This window comes from Paenibacillus sp. TSM33 (genome assembly GCF_056099025.1).
In genome coordinates this window covers 245977-270713 of the sequence record NZ_JBLZXB010000017.1, presented here as the reverse complement: position 1 = coordinate 270713, position 24737 = coordinate 245977, and the positions used below count along the sequence as shown (strand labels likewise).

Sequence of the window (24737 nt, the reverse complement as noted above, 5' to 3'; positions counted from 1 at the left end):
GAGTTATGAAGTAAAGCCTTCTGCGCGCAAGCGTGTATTACGCTCATACACTTCTTTTAGCATACGTGTAGTTTGCGGCCGTACTGCCATTTTCCCAAATACTGTTTCGTTGGGGCCGATAACCATAATTTCGCTCGGATTACCTTTAATTATAGCGCCGTCACGAATCACAGCACCTTCACCGATAATTGCGTGCTCAATATGCACGTTGCGCCCAATACGTGTGTCAGGCATAACGATACTTTCCTTAATGGTTGAGCCTTTTCCCACCTCGACGCCACTAAACACTACGGAGCGCTCAATTTGGCCTTCGACTTGGCAGGAATCATGGAGGAGGCTATCCAATGACTGCATTTTACCACCAAGCACCTTTTGCGCGCTCAGCCTTGTCCGGCGTTCACGCGTATACATCGGCCAGTCTTGACGCTGAAGGTCAATCGCGCAATTTTCTTGCAGCAGGTCCATGTGGGAGTCCCATAGGCTTTTAACTGTACCTACGTCTTTCCAGTAACCCTGGAATTCATAAACGTATAGAGATTCTTGGTCCGCCAGCATTTTAGGAATGATATCCTTGCCAAAATCATGACTAGATTGAGGATCCTGTGCGTCTTCCAACAGGTAATTTCTTAAGTAATCCCATTTGAAAAGATAAATCCCCATAGATGCCAAATTACTTTCGGGTTTCTCCGGCTTTTCTGCAAATTCAGTGACGCGCAGATCCTCATCGGCGCTCATAACACCAAAACGGTGTGCTTCATCCCAAGGAACCTCCATAACAGAAATAGTTGCCGCAGCTCCTTTTTCCTTATGGTAGTTCAGCATTTCGCGATAATTCATATAGTAAATATGATCACCGGATAAAATAAGCACGTGCTCTGGATTTTGGCTGTCAATATATTCGATATTCTTATGAATAGCATCTGCCGTTCCTAAGTATTCAGCGTTACCTGTATTATAAGATGGAAGCAGGGTAATTCCTTTGTCATCCGTTTTTGTAAGTCCCCATGGAGTCCCATCCCCAATATGTTCGTGCAAGGATTCCGCCTCATATTGCGTCAGTACACCTACAGTATCAATGTTTGAATTTACGCAATTACTGAGAGGAAAATCGATAATCCGGTAATGACCGCCAAAAGGTACGGCGGGTTTTGCAATCGTTGAAGTAAGGGGAGCAAGACGGCGTCCCTCTCCGCCTGCCAGCAGCATGGCAATGCATTCTTTATTAAACATTTCGTTTCCCTCCCGGTTTAGTTGTCTGTTGTAGTACATACATAAACGGTATGGGGTACTCTTGAACCATCAGGTATATAAGATTCCCCAAAAACTAAGGTTTATTTTTTTCCTAGTCATTTTTCTGTTCATTGTGGCTAGAATGGGGTAATAACTCAAGTCAGCTTTGACCCAAAAGCGAATGCATTACCGATTCATACATTTTTACTTACAAACATAAAAGGGTGGTGACGTGATGACAGACCAAACTCTTCCGCAACAGACTATATCATCGGAAGATATTTATTTGTTTCATGAAGGAACGCTTTATCACAGCTACCGATCTTTGGGTTCCCACCTTACTGTGGAGAACGGAGAACAGGGCGTTCGTTTTACGGTCTGGGCTCCTCATGCTCTCCATGTCGGGCTTGCTACAGATCGCAACAACTGGAATGGGGAACAGGATTCCTTATATAGGGTTCCCAAATCCGGATTTTGGAGTCGTTTTTTTCCGGGGATATCCCAAGGAACATTTTACAAATACGATATTACAGGTCCAAATGGTGAACGATTTCTGAAAGCCGATCCTTATGCCGTACGTGCTGAAGTGAGACCAGCTACAGCTTCAGTGGTAGCTTCACTGGATGGTTATGTTTGGAACGATGCAGCTTGGCGCCGCAAACGTAGAGCACCTTATGGTAAACCTCTACATATATACGAGCTTCATCTAGGCACTTGGAAGCAAAAAGCAGATGGTACGTTTTATACATACAGGGAGATGGCTGAGCTTCTTGTGCCTTATGTAACTGATATGGGGTATACACATATTGAGCTGATGCCGCTGAGTGAGCATCCGTATGATCTTTCCTGGGGCTACCAACTCACCGGGTATTTTGCACTCACAAGCCGTTATGGTGAACCACATGATTTTATGTATTTGGTGGATCGTTGCCATCAGGCGGGAATTGGAGTGATTATGGATTGGGTTCCGGCTCATTTTGCCAAGGATGCTCATGGTTTGAGACGATTTGACGGATCGCCACTGTTCGAATACGCGGACCCGCTAATTGCGGAAAAGCCTGGCTGGGGAACGCTAACGTTCGATTATAGCAAGCCAGAAGTACGTTCTTTTTTGATCTCCAATGCATTGTTCTGGATGGATGTGTATCATATTGATGGCCTGCGTGTGGATGCAGTGACGAGTATGCTACGACTGGATTTTGAAAAGCAGGAAGGACAATATTGTCTCAACTCCAAGGGAGGGATTGAAAATGAGGAGGCTATCGCCTTCCTTCAACAGCTGAATGAGACGGTATTCCGCTATTATCCATACGCACTCATGATGGCAGAGGAGTCCAGCGCTTGGCCGATGGTGACCTCCCCAGTAAGCGATGGAGGGCTCGGTTTTAATTACAAATGGAATATGGGTTGGATGAACGATACACTTGATTATATGGAATCAGCGTTTGATCAACGACCCGATCGCCATAATTTGCTGACATTTCCCATAGCCTATGCGTACAGCGAAAATTTTACACTGCCATTGTCACATGATGAGGTTGTTCATGGTAAAAAGTCGCTGCTTGATAAAATGCCGGGCACCTATGAACAAAAATTTGCCGGGCTACGGGCGCTTCTTGGCTACCAAATGACCTCACCAGGTAAAAAGCTTTTATTCATGGGAGGGGAATTTGGTCAATTTATTGAGTGGAAGGATGAGGATCAGCTTGACTGGTTTTTGCTGGACTATGACAGTCATCGGTCTCTGCACGCATATGCGAAAGCACTGAATCATTTATATCTTCAGGAGAAGGCATTATGGGAATTGGACCATTCGTGGGACGGCTATCAATGGATTGAAGCTGAAGACCGTGGGCAGAGTGTGATTACGTATTTACGTAAAGGCAAAAAAACGGGGGATACGCTGGTTGTCCTCATTAATTTTCAGCCTGTGCAAAGAGAAAATTATCGAATTGGGCTGCAAAAGGCAGGAAGCTATATGGAATTACTGAACAGCGATCATAAGGACTTTGGGGGAAGGGGTCAGCTCAACTCAGGGGTGATACGTACTTCCAAAATCCCTTACCACGGCCAGCTTCACAGCTTGGAGGTGACGATTCCACCTCTAAGCATCGTTATACTCAAGAAGACACCACCACGTAGGTCTAAAAAAGCAGATTAACCACATAAGGAGGAAGCACATATGAACATTTTGTTTGCGGCAGCAGAAGCACATCCATTTATTAAAACAGGCGGGTTGGCTGATGTTATTGGCGCACTGCCAAAGGCACTTCATCAGGCAGGATGCGACGTCCGAATTATCTTACCTAAATATGCGGGCATTCCTGATACCTATAAGAAGTCTCTGCGTCCGGTAACGGTCAAGCATGTAGCTGTAGGCTGGCGTGATCAGTATTGTGGAGTAGAGGAGCTGACGTTGGACGGGATTAGAGTTTATTTTATAGATAATGAATATTACTTCGGTCGTGACGGCATTTACGGTTATATGGATGATGGCGAACGCTTCTCCTTCTTCAACCGGGCGATTTTGGAAGTGCTGCCTGAACTGAATTTTCGGCCGGATATTGTGCATTGTCATGACTGGCATACGGCGATGGTTCCCCTGCTTCTGAATGCTAATTATCAACATTTGCCCTTTTACAACGATATTCGCACGGTGTTTACGATACATAATCTGTTGTATCAGGGTGATTTTCCATATGAGGTCTTAACGGAGCTACTTAACTTGGATGGAAGCTATTTTACTTCCGAGGGTGTGGAGTATTATGGCAGACTTAATTTTATGAAAGGTGGGCTTACTTACTCGGATCATGTCACAACCGTGAGTCCAACCTATGCAGAGGAGATTCAAACTGAATTCTACGGATACGGACTAGAGGGACTACTTCGTAAATTAGGACAGCAGGGACGCTTAACGGGGATTGTGAACGGAATTGATACCCAAAGCTACAATCCTGCCACAGACAATCGTATTTATACGAAGTACCGCACAAGTCTGGCAAAGAAAAAGGAAAATAAAATTGCCCTGCAAAAGGAGCTAGGTCTGCCGGTGCGTCCGGACGCACCTTTGATTGCAATGGTAACTAGACTTGTGGATATGAAGGGGCTGGATCTGGTTACGAGAGTGCTTGACGAAATCTTGTATTATGACGATATCCAGTTTGTCGTGCTGGGAACAGGGGACCCGGCTTTTGAGCACTGGTTCCGGGAAGCGGCAGGACGATATCCTCTGAAAATGTCGTCCCAGCTTGCTTTTAGCGAGCCACTGTCACGAAAAATATATGCGGCAAGTGACATGTATCTTATGCCATCGAAGTTTGAACCTTGTGGGATTAGTCAACTGCTGGCGCTTCGTTATGGAAGTATTCCCATAGTGCGAGAAACTGGAGGGCTGAACGATACTGTGCAGGCTTACAATGAACTCACAGGTGAAGGAAACGGTTTTAGTTTCACGAACTACAATGCACATGACATGCTGCATACCATTCGTCGTGCTGTTCATTACTATCGCCAACCTGAGCATTGGAACAAGCTTACACAGACGGCCTTTGCAGGAGAGTACAGTTGGGATGTATCGGCCGAGGCGTATATGGATATTTACCGTTCGTTAGTAAAGACCGATTAAACAGGTAGGATATCATTTTGTGCTATTAAAAAAGGGAATGCCTTTAGCCAGTGTCCGGCTGAGGAATTCCCTTTTTTGCTGCGGTCAGTCGCCCCCGCCCCCACAACTGCTTCCACACGAAGATCCGCTGCTACATGAGGAATGACTCCCGGAATCGCCTGAATCGTGGTGAGAAGAGCCTCCACTATGAGAACTGTCATGGGAGGAATGATGGTGCGAGTGGTGTGTATCCCAGTTCGAGCAGCCGCTTGCGGAGCTACAGCCGGATGAGCTGGCTAGTGCGGCACTGCTGGTGGAATCTGGGTGCATGTGTATGGCAAATTCATCAGGCCGATACCATGAATACCACACAACAGCTAAGAGCAGATAGTCAACCTGCAAATAGTTGACCTTGGGGAGTTGCTTGCCCTCAGGATCATCTACAGCTTTATTTACTCGCTCACGAAGGTGTTGGACTATCTTATGAACCGCTTGTTGTGTCTGCTCTGAAATGCCCATATTCTCACGTATATTCCATCGGTCACCTAGTGGTTGCGCTGAAGCTGTCATTTTGTAATAGTGTGAAAGCTCATCGTTCGGTAATGGATGATTAAAAAAAGTTCCCCACAAACTGGCGCTATAGCGATTCCAGCCAAAGCATTCGACATATAACCAGTCAAACCACGCCCGCTCCTCTGGCATCGGCTGAGAGCCGCCCGAATGGGGTGCATGGTGAAGCATACGACCAAAAAAAGCATCCGAAAACTGCTGGTATTCGCGCGTAAACATTAACATTTCGTGCCATAGTTCATCCACATCACTACTGAACATAGGCACCCGATTCATAATGGCGCATAGCATGAAGTATCGCTTTAGCTCATGCCAACGCCAATCATATTCTTGTTCAGTCAGGCTAGGGTGGGCTTCCATGACACGTTGCTTTACGTTATGAGCATAGGAGGCTGGAATGGATCGCTCCAACAGTTGCTTCAGCTCCGTAATCTCTCGATGACGCTCCTGCGTAAGTGACGAAGGAGAGGGGGAGCTAAGGAAAAATGCATTCCGGCGCCGCGTACTTCTGTTTCCACGATTCCTGCGTATAGCACGGAATATAAACCAAAGAATGATGAGGTCAACCACAATAAACAACGTCCAAAAGCTACTCATACTATTCATGAGGGCACTCCTTTCTACCAGAAGACGGATCTCCGAATTTAGCTTTTGCTATTCAGCTGAGCGAATTCTTTTTTAATCTGTGCCAGCAGTTCAGAATTTGTGATTACATCGCAAGCCGTCCATGCCAAGGTCCTCGCCGCCAAGAGCATTCCTTCCATTGCGCGGTCCTGCATTGCCAAATCGCGGAATTCTGGTGTATGCAAGGCATGCTTCTCGTCAATAACTTGAATGTACGGGTGGATTGCAGGGCAATGAAGTGATACATTTCCGATATCCATTGAGCCATGATCTTCGCCTTCCGTAATATCTTCTTGCGCAATGCCAGCCTGCACCAAATTTGCAGTAAAGGTATCGGAGAGAACACGGTTAGTCACCATTTCATCGTAAGAAGTCTCATAATTGGATGTTTCCAAACGACACCCGGCTTGTAAAGCAGCTCCTTCAGCAATTTGAATAACACGACGGGTAAGCGGGTTCAGTTCCTGGCGTGTCGCGGCCCTCACGTAAAATTGGGCTGAGGCGTAATCAGGAATAATATTGGCAGCCTGCCCACCCTGATTAATGATGCCATGGATACGTACCGTACTTTTCACCTGTTGCCGAAATGCGTTAATCCCGTTAAACGTTTGAATCACAGCGTCCAAAGCATTAATCCCTTCGTGCGGACTGGCCGCAGCGTGAGCGGATTGACCAAAAAATTCGAACTGCACAGCATCAATCGCTAGCGATTTGCCTGATTTTTCGTAGCGGTCAAAGGGATGTGTCATCATAGCTATGTCGCAATCATCAAACAACCCGGCCGCCGCCATCGGAACCTTTGCACCGCGTGTTTCTTCGGCAGGTGTGCCGTATACACGTACTTCTCCACCAGTCTCGTCGATAATCGATTTGAGACCTACGGCAGCGCCTGTACTCATCATACATATCAAATGGTGCCCACAGGCGTGTCCTAGACCTTTCAGGGCATCGTACTCTGCCAAAAAAGCAACGACCGGCCCTGGCTTTGCTGCTTTGTAAGTAGCAATAAAGGCTGTTTCTATACCCAGTACGGGTGCCTGAACCTCAAATCCGTGAAAAGCAAGTTCTTCTTTTAAACGGGCAGAGGCCAGGAATTCCTCGTTTCCAAGTTCAGGGTTTGCGCCAATATATAACGAAATGTCCTTAAACCGCTCGGCATGCTGTTCAATGGTGTGTTGAATGGTCTGTTTAAAATTCATGCTGAAAACTCCTTTATAGATGCTGTAATGTAGGTACTGCGAATAAATATACTAAAATTGTACTATAACATTCATTGCATAATCATGCATATTCATTTATAATGACACAATCTTATTTATTATAAAGAATTTAAGGAGAGAAAAAAAGATTGAAAAAGGCATATCGTTTTACCGCCCTGGTTTTGTCGGCGGTTATCTTGCTGTTGGCTGGCCTTCCCATGCTCACTGCATACGGATCGGAAGAAAAGCCACAGAAAAAACTTGTAGTGGGCATGAGTGCTGATTTTCCGCCGTATGAGTTTCATAAGGTTATTAACGGTCAGGATACTATTGTTGGGTTTGATGTTGAAATTGCCAAGGAAATTGCAAAGGATCTGGATGCGGAGATGGTTCCAGAGGACATGAGTTTTGACTCTTTGCTGCCTGCTCTGCAAAGTGGTCGCGTAGACTTGGTACTGTCCGGTATGACACCGACGGATGAACGCAGAAAGAGCATTGATTTTTCGGATGTATACTATCGTTCCAAGCAAGTCATTATGGTACGCCCAGAGGATAAAGACAAATATTCAACGATGGCTGCTCTAAAAGGAGAGAAGCTCGGTGCGCAGAAGGGGAGTATCCAGGAAGAAATTGCGCAAAAAGTGCCTAATGCTTCTGTAACCTCATTGGATAAAATATCCGATCTGGTACTCCAGCTTCGGACCAAGCGTATCAACGCGGTTGTAATCGAAGATACCGTTGCTAAAGGTTACACGCTAGATGGTACCGTAACACTTGCCAAGGCAGTACCTGAGGATGAAGGAGCAGAAACTGCTGTAGGCATCCGTAAAGGAAATGCGGAATTGCTTGCTTCAGTAAATAAAACGTTGGCTCGCCTGAAAGCGGACGGTTCGATTGAGAAGTTTTCTACAGAAGCGAGTGCACTGTCTGCAGACCGACAAGTTTCTTCGAATAGCATTGTAGATATATTTTTGAAATATCGCAGTTTTTACGCTACGGGTATCGGCTACACCCTATTGCTGTCTGCGCTCGGAGTACTGTTCGGGTTCATTATTGGCCTGATCATATCCTTGCTGCGGATGAGTGGTATTCGTATTATCGAGTGGCTAGGTACCGCATATGTAGAGATACTGCGCGGCACACCTATGCTGGTGCAGCTTATGATCATTCATTACGGAGTTGCTTTGACGTTGGGTGTTAATTTTACGCCACTCCAGTCCGGTATAATTACATTGTCTCTGAATAGTTCGGCATATTTAGCTGAAATTTTCCGTGCTGGTATTCAGGCCGTAGACCGTGGACAGATGGAAGCTGCCCGCTCGCTCGGGATGGGACGAGGCAAAGCGATGCGACACGTCATTTTACCGCAAGCATTTAAATCTATATTGCCTGCTATTGGTAATGAGTTCATTACGATCATTAAAGAATCTTCTATTATTTCGACCATTGGGATGGTGGATATTATGTATCAAGCCCAGGTCATTAAGAATATTACCTACGAAGGCTTGAGTCCGTTCGTAATCGCAGCCGCTATTTATTTTGTAATGACATTCAGCTTATCTAAGCTGTTGGGTTTATGGGAAAGGAAGTTGAGAGCCAGTGATCACCGTTAAACAACTGCGTAAATCATTCGGTAAGAATGAAATTTTAAAAGGCATTGATATAGATATCGCCAAAGGTGAAGTTGTCGTCATTATCGGCCCGAGTGGTTCGGGGAAAAGTACGTTTTTACGTTGTATGAATCTGTTGGAACAGCCAACAGAAGGGGAAATCTTGTTTGAGGGTGAGCCGATTACGGCCCGTGGTCATAATATCAATGCGACTCGGGAGAAGATGGGGATGGTTTTCCAGCATTTTAATCTGTTTCCGCATAAAACAATACTGCAGAATCTGACGCTTGCACCAACGCAGGTGAAAAAGCAGTCGGGGAAAGAAGCGGAGAAAATTGCGCTGGAGCTCCTGCGGACCGTGGGTCTTGAGGATAAGAAGAATACCTACCCGAACCAGTTATCTGGCGGTCAAAAACAACGTATTGCGATAGCACGTGCTTTGGCCATGCAGCCGCATGTAATGCTGTTCGATGAGCCTACTTCTGCCCTTGACCCTGAAATGGTTGGAGAGGTTCTGGACGTGATGAAGAAGCTCGCTGAGGGCGGCATGACGATGGTGATCGTGACGCATGAAATGGGCTTTGCCCGTGAGGTAGGGGATCGAATCATCTTTATGGACAACGGTCAAATTATAGAACAAGGTACGCCTGAGCAAGTTTTCGGTACTCCAAGCCATGACCGTACCCGTGATTTTCTTGCTAAAGTGCTGTAAGAAAATGCTTTTATGAAATATTAACAAAGCCCTTCTCGTGATAATGTTTCACGGAGGGCTTTTCTCTTTTTGTCACCATATCTCCATATTTTCGTAACAAAAAACCGATTTTTGATGACAAAATTGTAATGAGTATAGTATGATGTTCAAGGTTCCCAACATTTTCATGCAGATAAGGTTACAAAATTGTGATATTATGCAGTAAGCCAAAACTTACCGGAGCAGCAGCAATGATAACAAATGCTCAATGCTGGGCTCAAACCATGGGAAGTGCGGGGGACGTAACAACGGCAATTATTCCAATGCGTCATAAGATGTTGTGGAATATGCCTAGGGGTGAATTGCACAAGCATAGGGCTTCTCCTGAGTCCGAATCCGACAGCTAACTTCGCAGGCATAACAGAGGAGGTACATAGCTTTGAAACATTTAAAACATATTGGAAAAACCATGAAATTTGCGGTACTTGCCGCAGCTATTGCAGGACTGGCCCAGACAGCTGGAGTAACAGATGCTGCTTCGCTTCATACTGCCAAAGAAGGCGATACCTTCTTTTTGCTTGCTCAACGTTATGGGGTATCGGTAGATGAGTTGACGAAGGCTAACCCTGATATTGCGTCCAACAACATATATGCAGGTCTGCAAATTAAAGTTCCAGACGAAAAAAGTGTGAAGGCGGCTTCGGATTCGAAGCCACAGCTTCTTACGGAGAAAGCACCAGCGAATGAGAGACCTACAATTGAAGCATGGGGCAAAACGTTCAATTACAGTAAAGTAGTTGATGTTAAAGCAACAGCATATTCAGCCGCAGCTGATGAAAATGGCAAATGGGGTGCAGTCGATTACTACGGCAATCCGCTTAAACTAGGTACAATTGCGGTAGACCCGAAAGTCATTCCTATGGGAACAAAGGTGCTAGTTACAGGCTATTCCCATCCGGGCTTGCCAGACCATTCTTTTGTGGCCGTTGCCCGTGATCAGGGCAGCGCTATTACCGGAAAGCGGATTGATATCTTTATCCCTGGCAACAAATCATTCGTGAACGATTTCGGTTTCCAAAATGTGAAACTGTACGTCATTGATAAATAGCAGTGTGCATATGTTTGATTTCATTAAACATAATAAATATTATGTAAACTTAATATTATAGCACACAACATATAACTGGGACGACTTCTTATCAGGTCTAGTCGTTTATCGTAAAAAAAAGGCTGTCTTACAAGCAGAAACATTCTGCTCGTTAAGGCAGCCTTTTTACGTTGTTGGTATATACGAGGCTTAGACATACTGTTATTTTCGTTCCGATGTGTGAAGTAGCCGGGGGACTGTGACAAACTTGTAGCCCTTAGCTTTTAAAGAGTGGATTAGACCCGGCAAAGCTTGGACAGTACCTTGCAAGTTGGAACTTTGACCTCCACCTGCATGCATTAAAATTATGGAGCCAGGTCCGGTAGCCGGGATCACGTTGCGCTGAATCTGTGTTTTGCTTAATCCCTTCCAGTCTAGAGAGTCCACATTCCAATTAACGATCATGTACCCATGACGACGTGCCCACTGGATTTGAGGCTCCGTGATTTCACCATAGGGTGGTCGTATCAATCTGGGTCGAAAACCTGCGCTGGCTTCTAAAATGCGTTCTGTTTTAGTAATCTGGTGGCGAAAGCGTTCTGGTGTGGCCTTCCTGAAATCCGGATGAGTATAGGAATGGTTTCCTATAGCATGACCCTCGCGGATGATGCGGCGTATGATCCCCGGATGCTTTTCCGCACGATGGCCGACGATAAAAAAGGTAGCTTTGATACCGTTTGCGTGTAATACGTCCAAAACCTGCGGCGTATACCTTGAATCGGGCACATCATCAAAGGTTAAGGCAATTTGGCGGGTGTGCGGGCCGCACATTTTAAAAATGTCCGCATGCTTTTTTCGTAGCATTGCTAATGTTGGAACAGCTCGATCTTTACTTTGATATACCGAAGTAGCGGCAGCAGCTTCCTTGGGATGGGGCGTTCCGATGTTGGGAGACGTATCCGCGTGAACGGGAAAACTTGAAAATGCTAGTAACAGTGCTAAACATGGCAACACTCCCCTGTACCGCATTTATATTCCCCCTTTCCGTGCGTGGTACCTAGTGGTGCTCTCAGCTATTATGTACCTGTCCTATTAAAATTATGCTGGTGATTGAGTGAAGCCCTACACGACTGAAGAGAAGCACATCATGAAGCGGATATCTGTGAAGATGACGAAGTAAACGGACATATTCTCTTAAACATGACCGAAAACTGAAGCATTTTCGCAAGTTTTAGCCTTACAAAGGATTCGGTATACCGTGACAGCTGGTGTATAATGGGGATGCTATTCATAATGATACAGACTTGGAATTGAGGGAAGGATGGATAAAAGTGACCGACTTGTTTACTCCTTATCAATTAAAGGGGCTTTCCTTAAGAAATCGGATTGTCATGCCCCCAATGTGCCAATACAGCGTGGAGGCCAAGGACGGCAAACCGACGGATTGGCATCATGTCCATTATGTGAGTCGTGCGGTAGGAGGGACTGGGCTCATAATTGTGGAAATGACAGCGGTTCATCCGGATGGGCGCATTACGGACCGCGATTTAGGCATTTGGAGTGACGAACATATTCCTGCTTATCGTAAAATTGTAGAGGAAGTCCACAAGTATGGTGCTAAAATTGCCATTCAATTAGGCCATGCCGGACGAAAGGCTGAAGATGCTGAGCCACCTGTAGGCCCATCCTCGATCCCCTTTAGTGAACGATTTAAAGAGCCGCACGCTTTGACGAGAGGAGAAGTCAAGGAACTGGTTCAGGCCTACAAAGAGGGAGCGCGCCGGGCAATAGAAGCTGGGTTTGACACGGTGGAGATTCATGGCGCTCACGGCTATCTGATCCATCAATTTCATTCCCCTTTAACAAATAACAGAGAAGATGAGTATGGGCAGGATTTGTCACTGTTTGGTGTTGAGGTGATACATGCTGTTAAAGATGTACTTCCAGCTGATATGCCTGTGCTAATGCGGATATCTGCCAAAGAATATGTCCGAGACGGATATGATGTTGAATACATAGCAGCCATAGGGGAACGATATCGTGATGCGGGTGTGGACATTTTCCATATTTCTTCTGGTGGTGAGGGTCCGATTGGCTCCAGCGGAGGCCCGTCTGCGCGTGCTGGTTATCAGGTGGATTTGGCTCATGCTATCCGTGAAAAACTGAATGTGCCTGTCATTGCTGTCGGCTTATTGGATGATTATGAGGATGCCCGCCGAGTCGTTCAGCAGAATGAAGCTGATCTGGTAGCCATAGGGCGTGCCATGTTGCGTGATCCCTACTGGGCGCTCCATGCGTCACGAGCGCTAAAAGTACAGGCGGATATTCCAGAGCCTTATTTACGCGGTTTTTAGATATTTTTGAAACCTCTTTGCAAAGCTTGCGTAAACATGTGTACAGAGCTTAAAATTTAAGCATTCAATTCTAGGAGGAACTTCACATGTCTATTTTCAAACGATTAAGAGATCTTACGATGTCTAACATTAACGCCATTATCGACAAGGCAGAAGATCCAGTTAAAATGACGGATCAATACATTCGTGATATGCAAGAGGACCTGGAAGACGCAGAGAAAGCGGTAGCTGCTCAAATTGCTATTGAAAAGAGATTTAAACAGCAATACGAAGAGCAGGCAGCTTTGGTGAAAAAACGCGAAGAACAGGCTCATACGGCTGCAAAAGCACAAAATGTTGATCTTGCTCGTCGTGCGCTAGAAGAAAAGAAATCTGCCGAACAAAAAATGAACGAGTTCCAAGCTGGTTATGAGCAAAACAAAGCTGCAGCTGACAACCTGCGTGGTAAGCTGGATGAAATGCGTAGACAGCTGACTGAAATGAAAAACAAGCGCGAGACACTGGTTGCCCGTTATAACGCAGCTAAAGCGCAAACTGAAATTAACAAAGCGATGAACGGTTTTAGCTCGGATACGGCAAACGCTGGATTGAAGCGTATGGAGGAAAAAATGCTGCAAGCAGAAGCACGTGCTGAAGCGAGCAACGAGATGGCTTCCAAGGAAAAATCGCTGGATGAAGAGTTTAAAGAGCTGGATAAGAAAAGTGCTGTGGACGACGAACTTGCTGCTTTGCTGAAACAATACGAAAACAAATAAGAACTTAAAAGCATTGCCGCTAGTGTGATGGTTCAGTAAGCGAAGGAGAAACGTTTTCTCCTTCGCTTTTCCCTGCCTGGAGGCGTAAATGAATATATGTAGTCAAGAAGATGTGGAGGATGGTACTAAATGCATTTTTTAGAAACGATGAAAGCGATGCTGGTATGGACAGGTGCGGGTGCTATTTTGCTGTTCGTATTAATGTATGTCGATTCTTTATTTACAAAGTATAAGGATTTTGCCGAAGTAAAAGCCGGAAATATGGCTGTAACGGTACGGATGATTATGAAGCTGATTGCACAAGGATATATTTTATCAGGTTCAATTGCCACAGCTAATAATTTGCTTGAAGCGCTTGTGTATTCTGTAATTGCCTTTATCATCTTGCTTGTTCTGGAAGTGATTGTGCGTCTGCTGTTGCGGTATTGGGCACAGTTTGATCTGGATAAAGGTACGCAGGAAGGTAAAATTGGTTTCGGCTTGTTCTCAGGAGCGCTGCATTTGGTTGGTGCCTTGATCATTACAGCATGCTTCTAGGCAAAGTAAGGAGGGAATATGACCATGAGTGTATGGAAACGAATTTCAAATCTATTTGCCAAGCCTGAACCGCCGAAAGCGGAAAAAAGCATGCTTCACTTAAATCCTGGTGATATTTGTGAAGTGTCGCTTGTCACCTATGAAGTGGTAGGTCGTGTACATAATCGTGCTCGGAATGCCGTTGTTTTGACGCTTCAGGATGGTAATCAGGTGAGTTATCTTCATATTGAGGAACGGGAAACACTGCAATTCGGACTATATCAGGCCATCGATGGCAGACTAGACAACCCCGAGGAAGTACCGACCATTTTAGAGCTGGATGATACAACGTATCATTTGGAAGAACAGTATTTTGGGCATGTTACTGTTATGGGCCGTGCTCCTTTCCGGCAGGGTGGAGAGCAACATGTTTGGCAGTACCAGTCTGATGATTACCATCTACTGCGGGTAGAGTGGCAGGACGGTCGCTTTATGCTTTATGAAGGAGAAGAAGTGATTACCGGAGACGTCAAGGTTATTCGGGCTAGCTAGGAGAGGGTTACACATGGGCAAACGCACCTGGCAATATGCATTAAAGGTCATTGTGGCGCTGAGCTTGTTCGTATCCGTGCTAAGCGGCTGCGGCGCGCCAAATGTGAAAGATACGTATCCGCTGGAATCCGTTAGTGGTAGCGGAAACTCGACCTCGTACGTGTATCGGGCGGCAGGCAAAACAGTTCCTGAAGTAGCGGAGGAATTGAAAGAACAGCGTACACCGGAACAAATATCGCCTCAGAGCAATGAGCGGATGTTTCTGGTATATAGCGATGAATGGTACCATTTGCAGCAAGATCCAGCTAAGAAGGAAGATACGCTCATTGAAATCGACAGTAAAAAGTATGTCGAGCAAAATTACAGTTCCAGCTTTCTAAAAGGATACTTAACTGCAACTGTGCTGGATGCTCTGTTCGATTCGTTGCGGGGGTCTGGCTCCTATCGAGGTTATTCAAGCAGAGATGTATACCGACCTTCACAAGGGCAATATCGTGCTCCAACAGCACAGGAGAAAAAAGCGATCCCGCCGATAACGGTGGAACGAAAAGGTTCAGTTACCCGTAGAGGAAAAAATTCAGATTCCAGCGTTGGATCAAGCGGAAGTATATTCGATAGAGGCTCCAGCAGTTCACCGAGTAGAGGCTCGATTTCACGTGACCGAGGCAGCAGCGGTGGTTCCAGCATATTTGATTCGCCGCGCAAATCTTATAGTAAGCCTAAAACACGCAGCGGCTCAGGTAAAATTAGCCGGCGAAGTCGACGATAATAGGTAATTCTATCGTGCTGCGGGAGATGCCAAAATGTAGTTATGTACTTCGCCGTTTCTTTTTCATCTATACTATTTGCATCTAAAGTTGTTTGCGGAACTGTGGAACTGTCTTGCACAGTTCCTTTTTTTGTTGTTTAACATTTACTAATGTAAAATGAATGGATGCTCCCTCACTTCGATTTTATTGCTGTCTACTTTGACCTGCGATCAGGGCTTATGCGCTCAATGCCATCTTCTTCAATGATATTGCTTTTTTTGATATGGAGATGACGGGCTATCTTTTCTATAGCACCCATCCGTGGTTCAGAAAGTCCGCTCTCCCAAGCTGAAATTGCTTTATTGGTAACCCCAGCGATCTCAGCAAGCTCTTGTTGAGTCAAATGATATTTTATACGTAATTTTTTAAAATTGTCACTTAAAGCCATTATAATCCCTCCACCCCAAATTAAGTAGATTATAACCTTGATATCGAAAAAAAACCAACATAATACATTGGCAAAAACAACATCATCCACTTGGGGAGCTTTTTTATTAGCACAAATGGATGTAGAATTTGAAGAAAAAAGTCAAATGGAAAAAAATTTACCTCACATTTCATAAAAATTACCAGTTTACTAGATTATTTCATTGCCACATCTATTAGTAAAATATACAATTACATCAGGCGAAATAGGAGGATGATGTAACTGTGTTATCTGCTTTTTTATATATTTCACTTGGATTTTTCGATGCTTTAGCGGCAGTTACTTTGGTATTGAAGCTTTATATGCTTCCCGTGTGGGAAAATCGAAGAAAAATACTTATCTATGCAATTGGCATAGCTTTGTTTTCCTATCTCATGAGAGAGGTTATAGGCATGCCTAAATTAGATTTTCCGCTTCAGTATTTGTTAATGGTTCTCTTTTTAAGATTTGGTTTAGGGATCAAAACATATCTTGCAGCTTTTTCTGCTGGTTCTGGTCTAACAGCTTACATTAACCTACAGCTATTTGTATATATATTTGCAAATTTTTTCGGAGTAGCACAACCTGATATTATCAATAATACTTCTGGCTCTTCTATTTACGTTATACAGTTAGCTTCTATTTTTACTGCGTACTTTATTTCTTTTGTCATGGGGAAATACAACTTTGGTTTCTCATTTATCATTCAGCCCCCACATGATTTTTTGAAAGGTGAAAATTACCTATCACCCCTTAATAAAATGTTCATGATAGGCTCCCTAATTTCATTTGTCACTATTCTTGTTACTTTGTATATGCTCTATAACTCCAATACGATAGGATTACTTTCCATCTCATTACTAACTTTTGGAATATCGTACTTCTTATCAGAGAAAGGAGATTACGAGGATGCTAGAAACGCTATCGAGGCACATCGCATCAGAAATAAAGAAAGCTGATCCTGATGGACCCACAAGTGTTGAAGTGATGGAGTATGCGATTGGTATAAAAATTACCGAAATTTCAGCAGTGCTTATGGTCGCAGTTATAGGATGGATAACAGGACATTTTTTGGGCGCATTATTAGCTCTGGTTACGATTATGCTTGTGAGGAGATTTTCAGGAGGGGTACACTTCAGCAACCTTACACTTTGTGTCTGTTTTACAACGGCAATATGTGTAACTATACCCTTCATTTCTTTGGATTTATCAACGAGTTTGATTATAAACGCTTGTTCATTACTCGTATTTGCTGCTTATGCTCCCAATCATTTTATTTATATTCATAAGACCAAATACCACAAATACTATAAAACGGTATGCATTTTGGTTTGCACATTAAATTTTTTTATACAATCACACATAATATGTTTAGCTTTAACTATACAAGCATTCAGTATCCTACCTTTATGGAAAGGAGGTGAGCGAAAATGGATAAGAAATTGGCGAGAGCTTTAAATATCAGCCTTGGGAAATACGCTAACGAATCTACCAAAAAAGAAAAAACAATATTTGGCGCTAAACCTGTACCAGCTGAGCTGAAGAAAACAGAAAAGAACTGAATTTAATGGAAGAGGGAAAGCGAATCCTAGCCACTCAATTGCTTGATGACAATTCACTTGGGGACTGCTCTTTTTTTTGTGAAAATCAGCTTGTTGCGATTGAATTGTGGAAGCCTAAAAGCAATTATCATATCCCGCTTTTTCATACTTCTCATGGTAGATTTACTGTTCCCACCACCCTCCATGAATGTTCTGTCGGCTTACCCACTTTTTGCAATTTGGATGGATCAAATTTGGTTAACATAACACAAGTGGACAAGATCGTTACGGGAGATTATGGAGGGGGGCAGGTTGTTTTTAAAAATCATGATATTAAGGAAAGTATAAATTCAGCAAATTTATCTCGGTGGAAACAAATATATGCAGATGCAATGAATGCCGATAGAGAAATTCGTTATATTTTCGGATCGGAAATTAAGGTAGTGGGTAAGGCAGCAGTGAGCGGTTTTTTTAAAGTAATGAATATGCATAGTGTGGACATGTGGGAACCTAAAAAAAATTATTATGTCCCGCGTTTCAACTCTGGAGATCGCTCTTATACAATCGGGCTAACCGCACAGGCTTGCAGGGAAGCTTTTCCGTATCTATATCCAGCTTATAAAGATACCCTGATAAATCTCGACTTGGTTTGTGAGATTGAGTCTAACGCATTTGGAGGTCTAGTACGATTCGAAGGATCTGACTTCACTTGCTCTATGTCTCATAATAAGCTTAAAGCACTTAAAAAATTATGGAAATGACCCATGAAAATTCAGGGGTCATTTTTGTTAGCATATTTAAATAAATAAGTCAATAATCAGTTAGACTAGGATAAGCCGGATAATTTCGATTTAATTCGACATATTTCCCGTTTTTAATCATTTTCCATGTGATAAAATTGATTATGAAAAAAATAACAATCTTTTAAATCAAAGTATAAACAATCTACATAAATGAAAAGGAGGGTAAAAGCAGGATATATAATGTAAATGCCGGCATGTACAATTGGCCCGAAGGAAATGCCTGTTTGTCAGGCAAGTTCCCACTCATATAAGTCCTCAGCTTTACACTCCAATATTCTAGAAATGAGGACTGCCGCCTCGAATGACATTTTGTCACGTCCCGCGATCCAGTTGGATATTTGTTGCCGCGAATATCCAGTTCGTTGGGCGAGCCAAGATTGAGTGCGTCCATGAGATTTGAGCTCCTCTTTCAAAAGGCATTTCCCCCGAGTAAGTTTTTGCACCTTACTTGCTCCTTACAGGGGAAAGTGTTTCGTTCAGAGTATACAGGTAAATTACTTTTTTATCAATTATATTGTGGAGTTGATTGGATGGTCGCAGATAAAAATAAAAATGTAACTTGCACTAGCTTTTATACAATAAAGATGGCACGACTCGCTTCAGGATATAGTGAGTTAATAGCTTGCAATATACTTGGTATGTCAATGAATGAATTAAAACATATAGAGGAAGATTCATCCGATTTAACAATAGCCCGAGCACAGCAAATGTCCTCGTTATATGAGGTTTCAATAGATTCAATCTATTTCGGGAAAATTAATATAAACTAATAAAAATTGAGAAATGATCGGATGATACGCAAAATTAAAAAATTGAAATCTACCAAAACAGCCGCGATATGATATCCAGGCTGTTTTTTGGCGGATAAAGACTTGGAGCAATTCAATAAATACCGTTCGGATTTGCCAGATAACGGTTTTAGCGTTATAACAGAAAGAGGGTATTTTAGAAGAACGGAGTGAGAACATGAATCAGACACCATTAAACACAGAAAAATTCCAACGTAAAGCAGTTAAGGTGGAAGAGGCACAAAGCAGGATAGCTAGCTATGTTCGACAGGGCGAAAAGGAGGACGTAGGGCTCGAGCAAGCACATGGTCGCTATCTGGCAATGGATTTGACTGCGCCACATCCGTATCCCCGCTTTCGTCGCTCTGGTATGGACGGCTATGCGATCCTTGCCTCGGACACTGAAGTTTGTTCGACCGGTCAGGAAATCTGGCTACACGTGATCGATGAAATCCCTTGTGGCACCGTATCGGACAAGCGGGTGGAGACGGGAATGGCAGCCCGCATCATGACAGGAGCACAATTACCTGAAGGAGCGGACACGGTGGTTATGCTGGAGGCGACACAGCTGCGTGAGGAAAACGGACAGATATATGTCGGCTTGAAGAAGCGTATGGATGTTGGAAAAAATGTGACACAAATGGGTCATGAGATTAAAGAAGGCCAGCTTTTGCTCAGTAAGGGAACTTGCGTGGGAGCGGGACACGTCTCGGTACTGGCTACTTTTGGTGTACATCGGGTGCCCGTTTACAGGAAGCCAAGGGTGGCCGTTTTTTCTACAGGGTCAGAATTGCTTGCAGTGGATGAGCCGTTACAACCGGGGAAAATTCGAAACAGTAATACATATATGTTGGCTTCTCAAATTAGGGAGGCAGGAGGAGAGCCGTTCATTCTGCGAGCCATTCATGATGATTTGAACCTTGCTCGTGCTTCTGTCCGAGAAGCAATAGCTGCCTATGATATCGTGGTTACGAGTGGTGGAGTGTCGGTAGGTGATTTTGACATTATGGGTGACCTCGTTCGACAGGAAGATGTGAATATGCTGTTTAACAAGGTTACGATGCGTCCAGGTAGTGTAACCACAGCCGCAGTGATAGACGGCAAGCTGTTATTTGCGCTCTCAGGCAATCCTGGCGCATGCTTTGTAGGCTGTGAGCTGTTTGTACGACCGACTATTCAAATGATGTTATCTTCGGCACATCCGTATTTACAAACCTGGACGGCGAAGCTAGGAGCAGATTATACGAAGGTAAACAACTATACCCGCTTTGTACGCAGTTCTCTGGAGATACGTGGTGGGCAAATATATGCGATTCCTGCGCGAGTAGATGAATCCAGTGTCATGGTCACGATTAAGGACAGCGATTGTCTGATCGTAGTTCCTCCCACAACAGAAGGCTTGCGCGAAGGTGAAGAGGTAAATGTACTGGTGCTTCAAGGCGGACAGGTGACGTGAAAACGAAACATCCATTTGTAAGTCAAATCGTCGGATTCAAAAATACAGGAAAAACAACCTTCCTCGGAGGTTTGATTCGGTATGCGCAGCAGTCAGGACTACGTGTAGCAGTGATCAAGCATGATGGTCATGAATTTGAGATGGATCATGAGGGAACAGATACGTACAAGCACCGACAGGCAGGCGCCGAAGGTGTAGCGATTGTCTCGGCAGGAAGAACAGCCATTTTAGAGGAATATAGTAGGCCTGTAGCCGAACTCATCCGGCATTTTCAGGCCTATGACTGTGTGTTGCTGGAAGGCTTCAAGAAGGAAAATTATCCGAAGCTGGTCATGGTGCGGGAACAATCGGATGCCCAGCTTGTTCAGGCGCTGACAAATGTACAGGGAGTGGTAGTTTGGGAGTATCAAATGGAGTGGGCTCAGGGCTACTACTCAGATGAAAAAACGGTGCAGATATTTCCTGCTGATGCCAGCGAACCGGCAGGCCGCTGGCTACTCGAACAGATTCAAAGACACAGAGCAGGATTCCAAACAGAGTAGGGCTGAGGTGACCATTAATCGGCTGAATCAGTGAGAGTATCTATCCGCCGTTCGATCGCCTGAGACATCGTTTTGTCAGTCAGGTGGGCATAGACTTCCGTAGTTTCTGTCGAAGCGTGCCCCAGCTGTTCCTTGGTTTTGTAAATATCATTTTGTAAATAATAGTCAGTAGCAAAGGAATGACGGAGCTTGTGAACGGTCAAATAGGGCTTGCCGAACCGCTTGGCATATTTGATGATCATTGCTTGAATCGCTCTTTTAGTCATCCGTTTTCCCTCAGTACTGCCGTTGGGACGCGCGACAAAAAGAGCTTTTTCTTTTTTTGGAGCGCGATAACGGGTATGTCTTAAGGATAAATAAAGTGCGAGATCATCTTTGGATTGCTCGCGGAAATATACTGGCGTTTTAAAAGTTTCATCGTTATTTCCTTTGCGGTACACATACAGCAATTTATTGTTTATATCGAGATCATCCATATTCAAGTTGACGATTTCGGATACACGAAGTCCCGAGTTTAGAATAAGACTTGCGATACAGGCATCCCGCTCCTTGTTCAATTCATAGGAGTATAGGGCTTGCTTGTTATCAGCCAAATCTTGCCCATAGCCTTCATAAATGTAGCCGATAAATTCAAGCAGCTCTTCCTCTTCCAGTATTTTTCCTTTGAGCTTGGCGGCCGTATCCTTGGGTTTATGTACGCGCTTAATTTCGACTTTGGCCATAATATTGCGTTTGAGCAACGGATAAAAATTTTCATCCTCAGCGATTTGACTCAAGTAATGAAAGAGTGAACGCAAGGACGATAGCTTACGTGAAATGGTGATGCGGGAATTGGAGCCTTCGCGTTTGGTAGACAGGAACAAGCGAAAGCCTGTAATGCTATCCATATGGAGTGTCTCTAATTCTTCCAGCGCAACTTGGGCATTCGTTTCTCCGGCAGACAAGCCTTCCGAACGAAGCCATGAAAAAAAAGTTTCGTAGTCCCGTACATATTCCAGCAAAGTAGAGGGGGACAGGTCGGGAAGCTTGTAATCCATAAATTGCTGTACGTACCATGGCAGATCCGGCAACTTTTCATCCAGTTTGCGCCGGTCGATGATCTTTTGTATGTTCATAGGGTTCACCTCGTCCGGTCATAATATATGTATTTTAGCATATTTTGAACAGCGCTGGATGGGAAGTCATCGAAGTAAAGAACGAACTGAACCGCCAAGAGAGGTGAAAGTATGGGATATAATATCAAATCAGAATTGAAGCTGTCTATAAAGAGTGTACCTGAGTCACAGAAGGACATTATTGTCCAGCTCATGCAATTTTACTTATACGATTTTACAGCCTATCTGCGAATTGATGTCACTGAGAAAGGGACATTCCCGGCTTATCCAGACTTGTATCAATACTGGACGAGCGGTGAACAGAAGCTACCTTTTCTGATCTGGAGACAGGATAATATTCCTGTGGGCTTCGCACTCGTTGACCGACTGTCTAGCAATCGAGAAGCTGACTATTACATGGCTGAGTTCTTTGTACTTCGTCCTTATCGACACAATGGCGTGGGCACTTGGGCGGCTCATGAGCTGTTTGGACGTTTTAACGGGCGATGGAAGGTGACGCAGATGAGCACGAATAGACCAGCCCAATCCTTTTGGCGCAAGGTCATTGGAAGCTATACGAATGGTGAGTATAGGGAGCAAACACATCCAGTACGAGGGAATATAAGTCAGTTTTTCAATACATGAAAAATTCATAATAGAAGAATCATCAGAAAAGAGCCGAGGAGAATATTCTGTCGGCTTTTTTTGTTGTCAATTCAAGTTTTCTATCCATAGATTGTCCCATTAGAATCTGCATCGACACATAAAAACGCAGGTATACAGTTATTTGGTAATTCATATATAACTTATTGAAATCATTTTATGGTAAGATAAGGATAGGAGTATATAAATTCAATAGGAAAAGAGGGTATTATGCTGGAGAAATGGGTTCAGGAACTAAAAGATGGTGAACAAGAACTGATTGCTTGGAGAAGATATTTGCATCAGCATCCAGAGCTTTCTTTTGAGGAAACGAATACATCTGCATTTATCGCCGATCAATTACGTTCTTTTGGTATTGAAGTAAGAACGAATGTCGGTGGTAACGGTGTGCTCGGTTTTTTAGAAGGCGGGCAGCCAGGTAGAACGATTGCATTTCGTGCTGATTTTGATGCACTTCCTATTCAGGATGAAAAGGATGTGCCTTATAAATCGACTGTTCCCGGTGTTATGCATGCTTGTGGACATGATGGTCATACCGCTGCGTTGCTAGGAGTAGCACGAGTGTTAAGCTACCACCGTGAGACATTGAAGGGAAAGCTTGTGTTTATTTTTCAACATGCCGAAGAAAAACCGCCTGGTGGAGCCAAATTCATGATTGAGGATGGTTGTCTGGATGGGGTGGAAGCAGTATATGGTATTCACCTTTCCTCGGAAATCCCACTGGGCAAAATCGGTTTAAAGAGTGGGCCGGCAATGGCTGCTGCCGATGCCTTTTCAATTCAAATCAACGGCAAGGGCGGACATGGCGCCAGACCGCATCAGACAGTGGATTCCATTGTTATTGGAAGTCAAATTGTGAACGGATTACAACAGGTCGTGAGTCGCAGAGTGGACCCTACGGAATCAGCAGTGTTAACGATCGGGGTATTTCAAGCAGGAACTGCCTTTAATGTAATTGCAGATAAAGCCAAAATTGAAGGGACCGTACGTACGTTTAATAAGGATATACGCAAGGAAGTCGAAAACGAAATTCGCAGTATCGTAAAAGGTCTAACGGATGCTTATCATGCGGGATACGAAATGGATTATTTGAATGGTTATCCTGCTCTGGTGAATTCCGAGGCCGAAACAGAACGGGTACGTGAGCTAGTCAGTAGGCTGTATGGAGCAGATGCTTTTGTGGACTTAAAACCGGCCATGGGAGCAGAGGATTTTGCCTATTATCTAGAGCAACGACCTGGAGCCTTTATTATTGTGGGCGCTCGTAATGAGGATGAACGAACCCATTTTGCTCACCACCATCCTCGCTTTGATTTTGATGAGCGCGCGTTACTCATCTCAGGACATATTTTTTTAGCGCTGGCGCTTGAGTATTTGCAGTAATTTCAACCTATTAATGAATAGCCATAGCATTACGGAAGCCCGAACCGCGCATAGCGCGGTTTTTTGCTGTAAATTAAAGTATTTTGGTAACTCGTTCGAATGAAATTTAAAGAAAATAATTCATTATATGAAAAATTCATATTAGTAATTTATAAGAGGTATCAACCGTAAGTGGAAGCCAACTCTTTTATTACAAGTTATCAAGCAGAAGATCCTATTACATTATCTTGATTTTTCACACAAGGAAATGAGAAAAAGATGACGAATCTTTTGAGCAGAACCAATGTAAGCGCTAACAAAGAGAAGTTGCAAATCTATTGGATTACTGGAGGTGAACTTGAGAGAACGCTTGTTTGATTGATGAATGGAATAATAACGATAGGAACGAATCCGCAATTGACTGCTTACTTTTAGCTCAAAATGACTTGCATTTTTAAATGATTACGGAGAAGGAGGTTGA

At 44.0% G+C, this 24737-nt stretch carries 25 protein-coding genes and 1 riboswitch; of the genes, 18 read left to right on the top strand and 7 right to left on the bottom strand.

The genetic code is table 11. The features are described from left to right. Positions 1 to 3: 3 nt before the first annotated feature. Positions 4 to 1230, bottom strand: a complete 1227-nt coding sequence (locus ACN6NF_RS13070) for a glucose-1-phosphate adenylyltransferase (RefSeq protein WP_165080700.1) — start codon at positions 1228 to 1230, stop codon at positions 4 to 6. Positions 1231 to 1465: 235 nt separating this feature from the next. On the opposite strand from ACN6NF_RS13070, the gene glgB reads away from it, so the two are divergent. Both glgB and glgA read left to right on the top strand, forming a co-directional pair. Continuing rightward, on the top strand, positions 1466 to 3391 hold the full coding sequence (gene glgB, locus ACN6NF_RS13065) for a 1,4-alpha-glucan branching protein GlgB (protein ID WP_474318096.1): 1926 nt from the start codon (positions 1466 to 1468) through the stop codon (positions 3389 to 3391). Between the two features lie 21 nt (positions 3392 to 3412). Continuing rightward, positions 3413 to 4855 carry a glycogen synthase GlgA gene (gene glgA / locus ACN6NF_RS13060; RefSeq protein ID WP_474318095.1) on the top strand — a complete coding sequence of 481 codons (1443 nt, stop codon included), beginning with the start codon at positions 3413 to 3415 and terminating at the stop codon, positions 4853 to 4855. An 84-nt stretch (positions 4856 to 4939) separates the two neighbouring features. Here the strand turns inward: glgA and ACN6NF_RS13055 are convergent, their stop codons facing one another. After that, entirely contained in the window at positions 4940 to 6010 is a 1071-nt protein-coding gene (locus tag ACN6NF_RS13055; RefSeq protein ID WP_165080695.1) for a glycine-rich domain-containing protein, read from the bottom strand. A 38-nt stretch (positions 6011 to 6048) separates the two neighbouring features. Continuing rightward, on the bottom strand, positions 6049 to 7227 hold the full coding sequence (locus tag ACN6NF_RS13050) for a M20 family metallopeptidase (protein ID WP_474318094.1): 1179 nt from the start codon (positions 7225 to 7227) through the stop codon (positions 6049 to 6051). A 149-nt stretch (positions 7228 to 7376) separates the two neighbouring features. Between ACN6NF_RS13050 and ACN6NF_RS13045 the strand changes: the two genes are divergently transcribed. The 3 genes from ACN6NF_RS13045 to ACN6NF_RS13035 all read left to right on the top strand — a co-directional run bounded on the left by ACN6NF_RS13045 (position 7377) and on the right by ACN6NF_RS13035 (position 10636). Continuing rightward, positions 7377 to 8840, top strand: a complete 1464-nt coding sequence (locus ACN6NF_RS13045) for an ABC transporter substrate-binding protein/permease (protein ID WP_474318093.1) — start codon at positions 7377 to 7379, stop codon at positions 8838 to 8840. Then, the gene (locus ACN6NF_RS13040) at positions 8827 to 9549 is read left to right on the top strand and encodes an amino acid ABC transporter ATP-binding protein (RefSeq protein WP_013371435.1); all 723 of its coding nucleotides are present in this window, start codon (positions 8827 to 8829) and stop codon (positions 9547 to 9549) included. The genes ACN6NF_RS13045 and ACN6NF_RS13040 overlap by 14 nt, the downstream gene beginning before the upstream one ends. Positions 9550 to 9792: 243 nt before the next feature. Beyond that, a riboswitch (cyclic di-AMP (ydaO/yuaA leader) is annotated at positions 9793 to 9961 on the top strand. A 6-nt stretch (positions 9962 to 9967) separates the two neighbouring features. Further along, positions 9968 to 10636: a 3D domain-containing protein gene (locus ACN6NF_RS13035; protein WP_474318092.1), complete on the top strand. Its 669-nt coding sequence runs from the start codon at positions 9968 to 9970 to the stop codon at positions 10634 to 10636. A gap of 201 nt (positions 10637 to 10837) precedes the next feature. Here ACN6NF_RS13035 and ACN6NF_RS13030 read toward each other — a convergent pair whose 3' ends face one another. Continuing rightward, complete coding sequence (locus ACN6NF_RS13030; RefSeq protein WP_474318091.1) at positions 10838 to 11644, bottom strand: polysaccharide deacetylase family protein; 807 nt, start codon at positions 11642 to 11644, stop codon at positions 10838 to 10840. Positions 11645 to 11946: 302 nt separating this feature from the next. Here ACN6NF_RS13030 and ACN6NF_RS13025 point away from each other — a divergent pair, with 302 nt between their 5' ends. The 5 genes from ACN6NF_RS13025 (at position 11947) to ACN6NF_RS13005 (ending at position 15561) form a co-directional block, all read left to right on the top strand. Then, a complete protein-coding gene (locus ACN6NF_RS13025) occupies positions 11947 to 12969 on the top strand; it encodes an NADH:flavin oxidoreductase/NADH oxidase (RefSeq protein ID WP_474318090.1) in 1023 nt (340 codons plus the stop codon). Positions 12970 to 13055: 86 nt separating this feature from the next. Beyond that, positions 13056 to 13724: a PspA/IM30 family protein gene (locus tag ACN6NF_RS13020; RefSeq protein WP_474318089.1), complete on the top strand. Its 669-nt coding sequence runs from the start codon at positions 13056 to 13058 to the stop codon at positions 13722 to 13724. 129 nt (positions 13725 to 13853) lie between these two features. After that, complete coding sequence (locus ACN6NF_RS13015) at positions 13854 to 14261, top strand: DUF350 domain-containing protein (RefSeq protein ID WP_013371429.1); 408 nt, start codon at positions 13854 to 13856, stop codon at positions 14259 to 14261. Between the two features lie 24 nt (positions 14262 to 14285). Next, complete coding sequence (locus ACN6NF_RS13010) at positions 14286 to 14792, top strand: DUF4178 domain-containing protein (RefSeq protein ID WP_017427734.1); 507 nt, start codon at positions 14286 to 14288, stop codon at positions 14790 to 14792. 13 nt (positions 14793 to 14805) lie between these two features. Then, a complete protein-coding gene (locus ACN6NF_RS13005; protein ID WP_474318088.1) occupies positions 14806 to 15561 on the top strand; it encodes a DUF4247 domain-containing protein in 756 nt (251 codons plus the stop codon). Between the two features lie 194 nt (positions 15562 to 15755). On the opposite strand, the gene ACN6NF_RS13000 is transcribed toward ACN6NF_RS13005, so the two are convergent. Next, positions 15756 to 15989 carry a helix-turn-helix transcriptional regulator gene (locus tag ACN6NF_RS13000; protein WP_474318087.1) on the bottom strand — a complete coding sequence of 78 codons (234 nt, stop codon included), beginning with the start codon at positions 15987 to 15989 and terminating at the stop codon, positions 15756 to 15758. A gap of 263 nt (positions 15990 to 16252) precedes the next feature. On the opposite strand from ACN6NF_RS13000, the gene ACN6NF_RS12995 reads away from it, so the two are divergent. The 4 genes from ACN6NF_RS12995 to ACN6NF_RS12980 are packed head-to-tail and all read left to right on the top strand — an operon-like array spanning position 16253 to position 18309. Continuing rightward, positions 16253 to 16966, top strand: a complete 714-nt coding sequence (locus ACN6NF_RS12995) for a hypothetical protein (protein ID WP_474318086.1) — start codon at positions 16253 to 16255, stop codon at positions 16964 to 16966. Then, positions 16917 to 17465, top strand: a complete 549-nt coding sequence (locus ACN6NF_RS12990) for an accessory gene regulator ArgB-like protein (RefSeq protein ID WP_474318085.1) — start codon at positions 16917 to 16919, stop codon at positions 17463 to 17465. The genes ACN6NF_RS12995 and ACN6NF_RS12990 overlap by 50 nt, the downstream gene beginning before the upstream one ends. Next, positions 17438 to 17569 carry a hypothetical protein gene (locus ACN6NF_RS12985; protein ID WP_474318084.1) on the top strand — a complete coding sequence of 44 codons (132 nt, stop codon included), beginning with the start codon at positions 17438 to 17440 and terminating at the stop codon, positions 17567 to 17569. Before ACN6NF_RS12990 ends, ACN6NF_RS12985 begins: the two co-directional genes overlap by 28 nt. Before the next feature lie 5 nt (positions 17570 to 17574). After that, positions 17575 to 18309 carry a hypothetical protein gene (locus ACN6NF_RS12980; RefSeq protein WP_474318083.1) on the top strand — a complete coding sequence of 245 codons (735 nt, stop codon included), beginning with the start codon at positions 17575 to 17577 and terminating at the stop codon, positions 18307 to 18309. 269 nt (positions 18310 to 18578) lie between these two features. Here the strand turns inward: ACN6NF_RS12980 and ACN6NF_RS12975 are convergent, their stop codons facing one another. Next, complete coding sequence (locus ACN6NF_RS12975; protein ID WP_474318082.1) at positions 18579 to 18794, bottom strand: helix-turn-helix transcriptional regulator; 216 nt, start codon at positions 18792 to 18794, stop codon at positions 18579 to 18581. Between the two features lie 523 nt (positions 18795 to 19317). On the opposite strand from ACN6NF_RS12975, the gene ACN6NF_RS12970 reads away from it, so the two are divergent. Further along, on the top strand, positions 19318 to 20595 hold the full coding sequence (locus ACN6NF_RS12970; RefSeq protein ID WP_474318081.1) for a molybdopterin molybdotransferase MoeA: 1278 nt from the start codon (positions 19318 to 19320) through the stop codon (positions 20593 to 20595). Beyond that, a complete protein-coding gene (gene mobB, locus ACN6NF_RS12965; protein WP_474318080.1) occupies positions 20592 to 21137 on the top strand; it encodes a molybdopterin-guanine dinucleotide biosynthesis protein B in 546 nt (181 codons plus the stop codon). Before ACN6NF_RS12970 ends, mobB begins: the two co-directional genes overlap by 4 nt. Positions 21138 to 21151: 14 nt before the next feature. On the opposite strand, the gene xerS is transcribed toward mobB, so the two are convergent. Beyond that, positions 21152 to 22252, bottom strand: a complete 1101-nt coding sequence (gene xerS / locus ACN6NF_RS12960; protein ID WP_474318079.1) for a tyrosine recombinase XerS — start codon at positions 22250 to 22252, stop codon at positions 21152 to 21154. A gap of 111 nt (positions 22253 to 22363) precedes the next feature. On the opposite strand from xerS, the gene ACN6NF_RS12955 reads away from it, so the two are divergent. Then, on the top strand, positions 22364 to 22876 hold the full coding sequence (locus tag ACN6NF_RS12955; RefSeq protein WP_474318078.1) for a GNAT family N-acetyltransferase: 513 nt from the start codon (positions 22364 to 22366) through the stop codon (positions 22874 to 22876). 228 nt (positions 22877 to 23104) lie between these two features. Beyond that, positions 23105 to 24277, top strand: a complete 1173-nt coding sequence (locus tag ACN6NF_RS12950) for a M20 metallopeptidase family protein (RefSeq protein WP_474318077.1) — start codon at positions 23105 to 23107, stop codon at positions 24275 to 24277. The last annotated feature ends 460 nt before the right edge of the window (positions 24278 to 24737 follow it).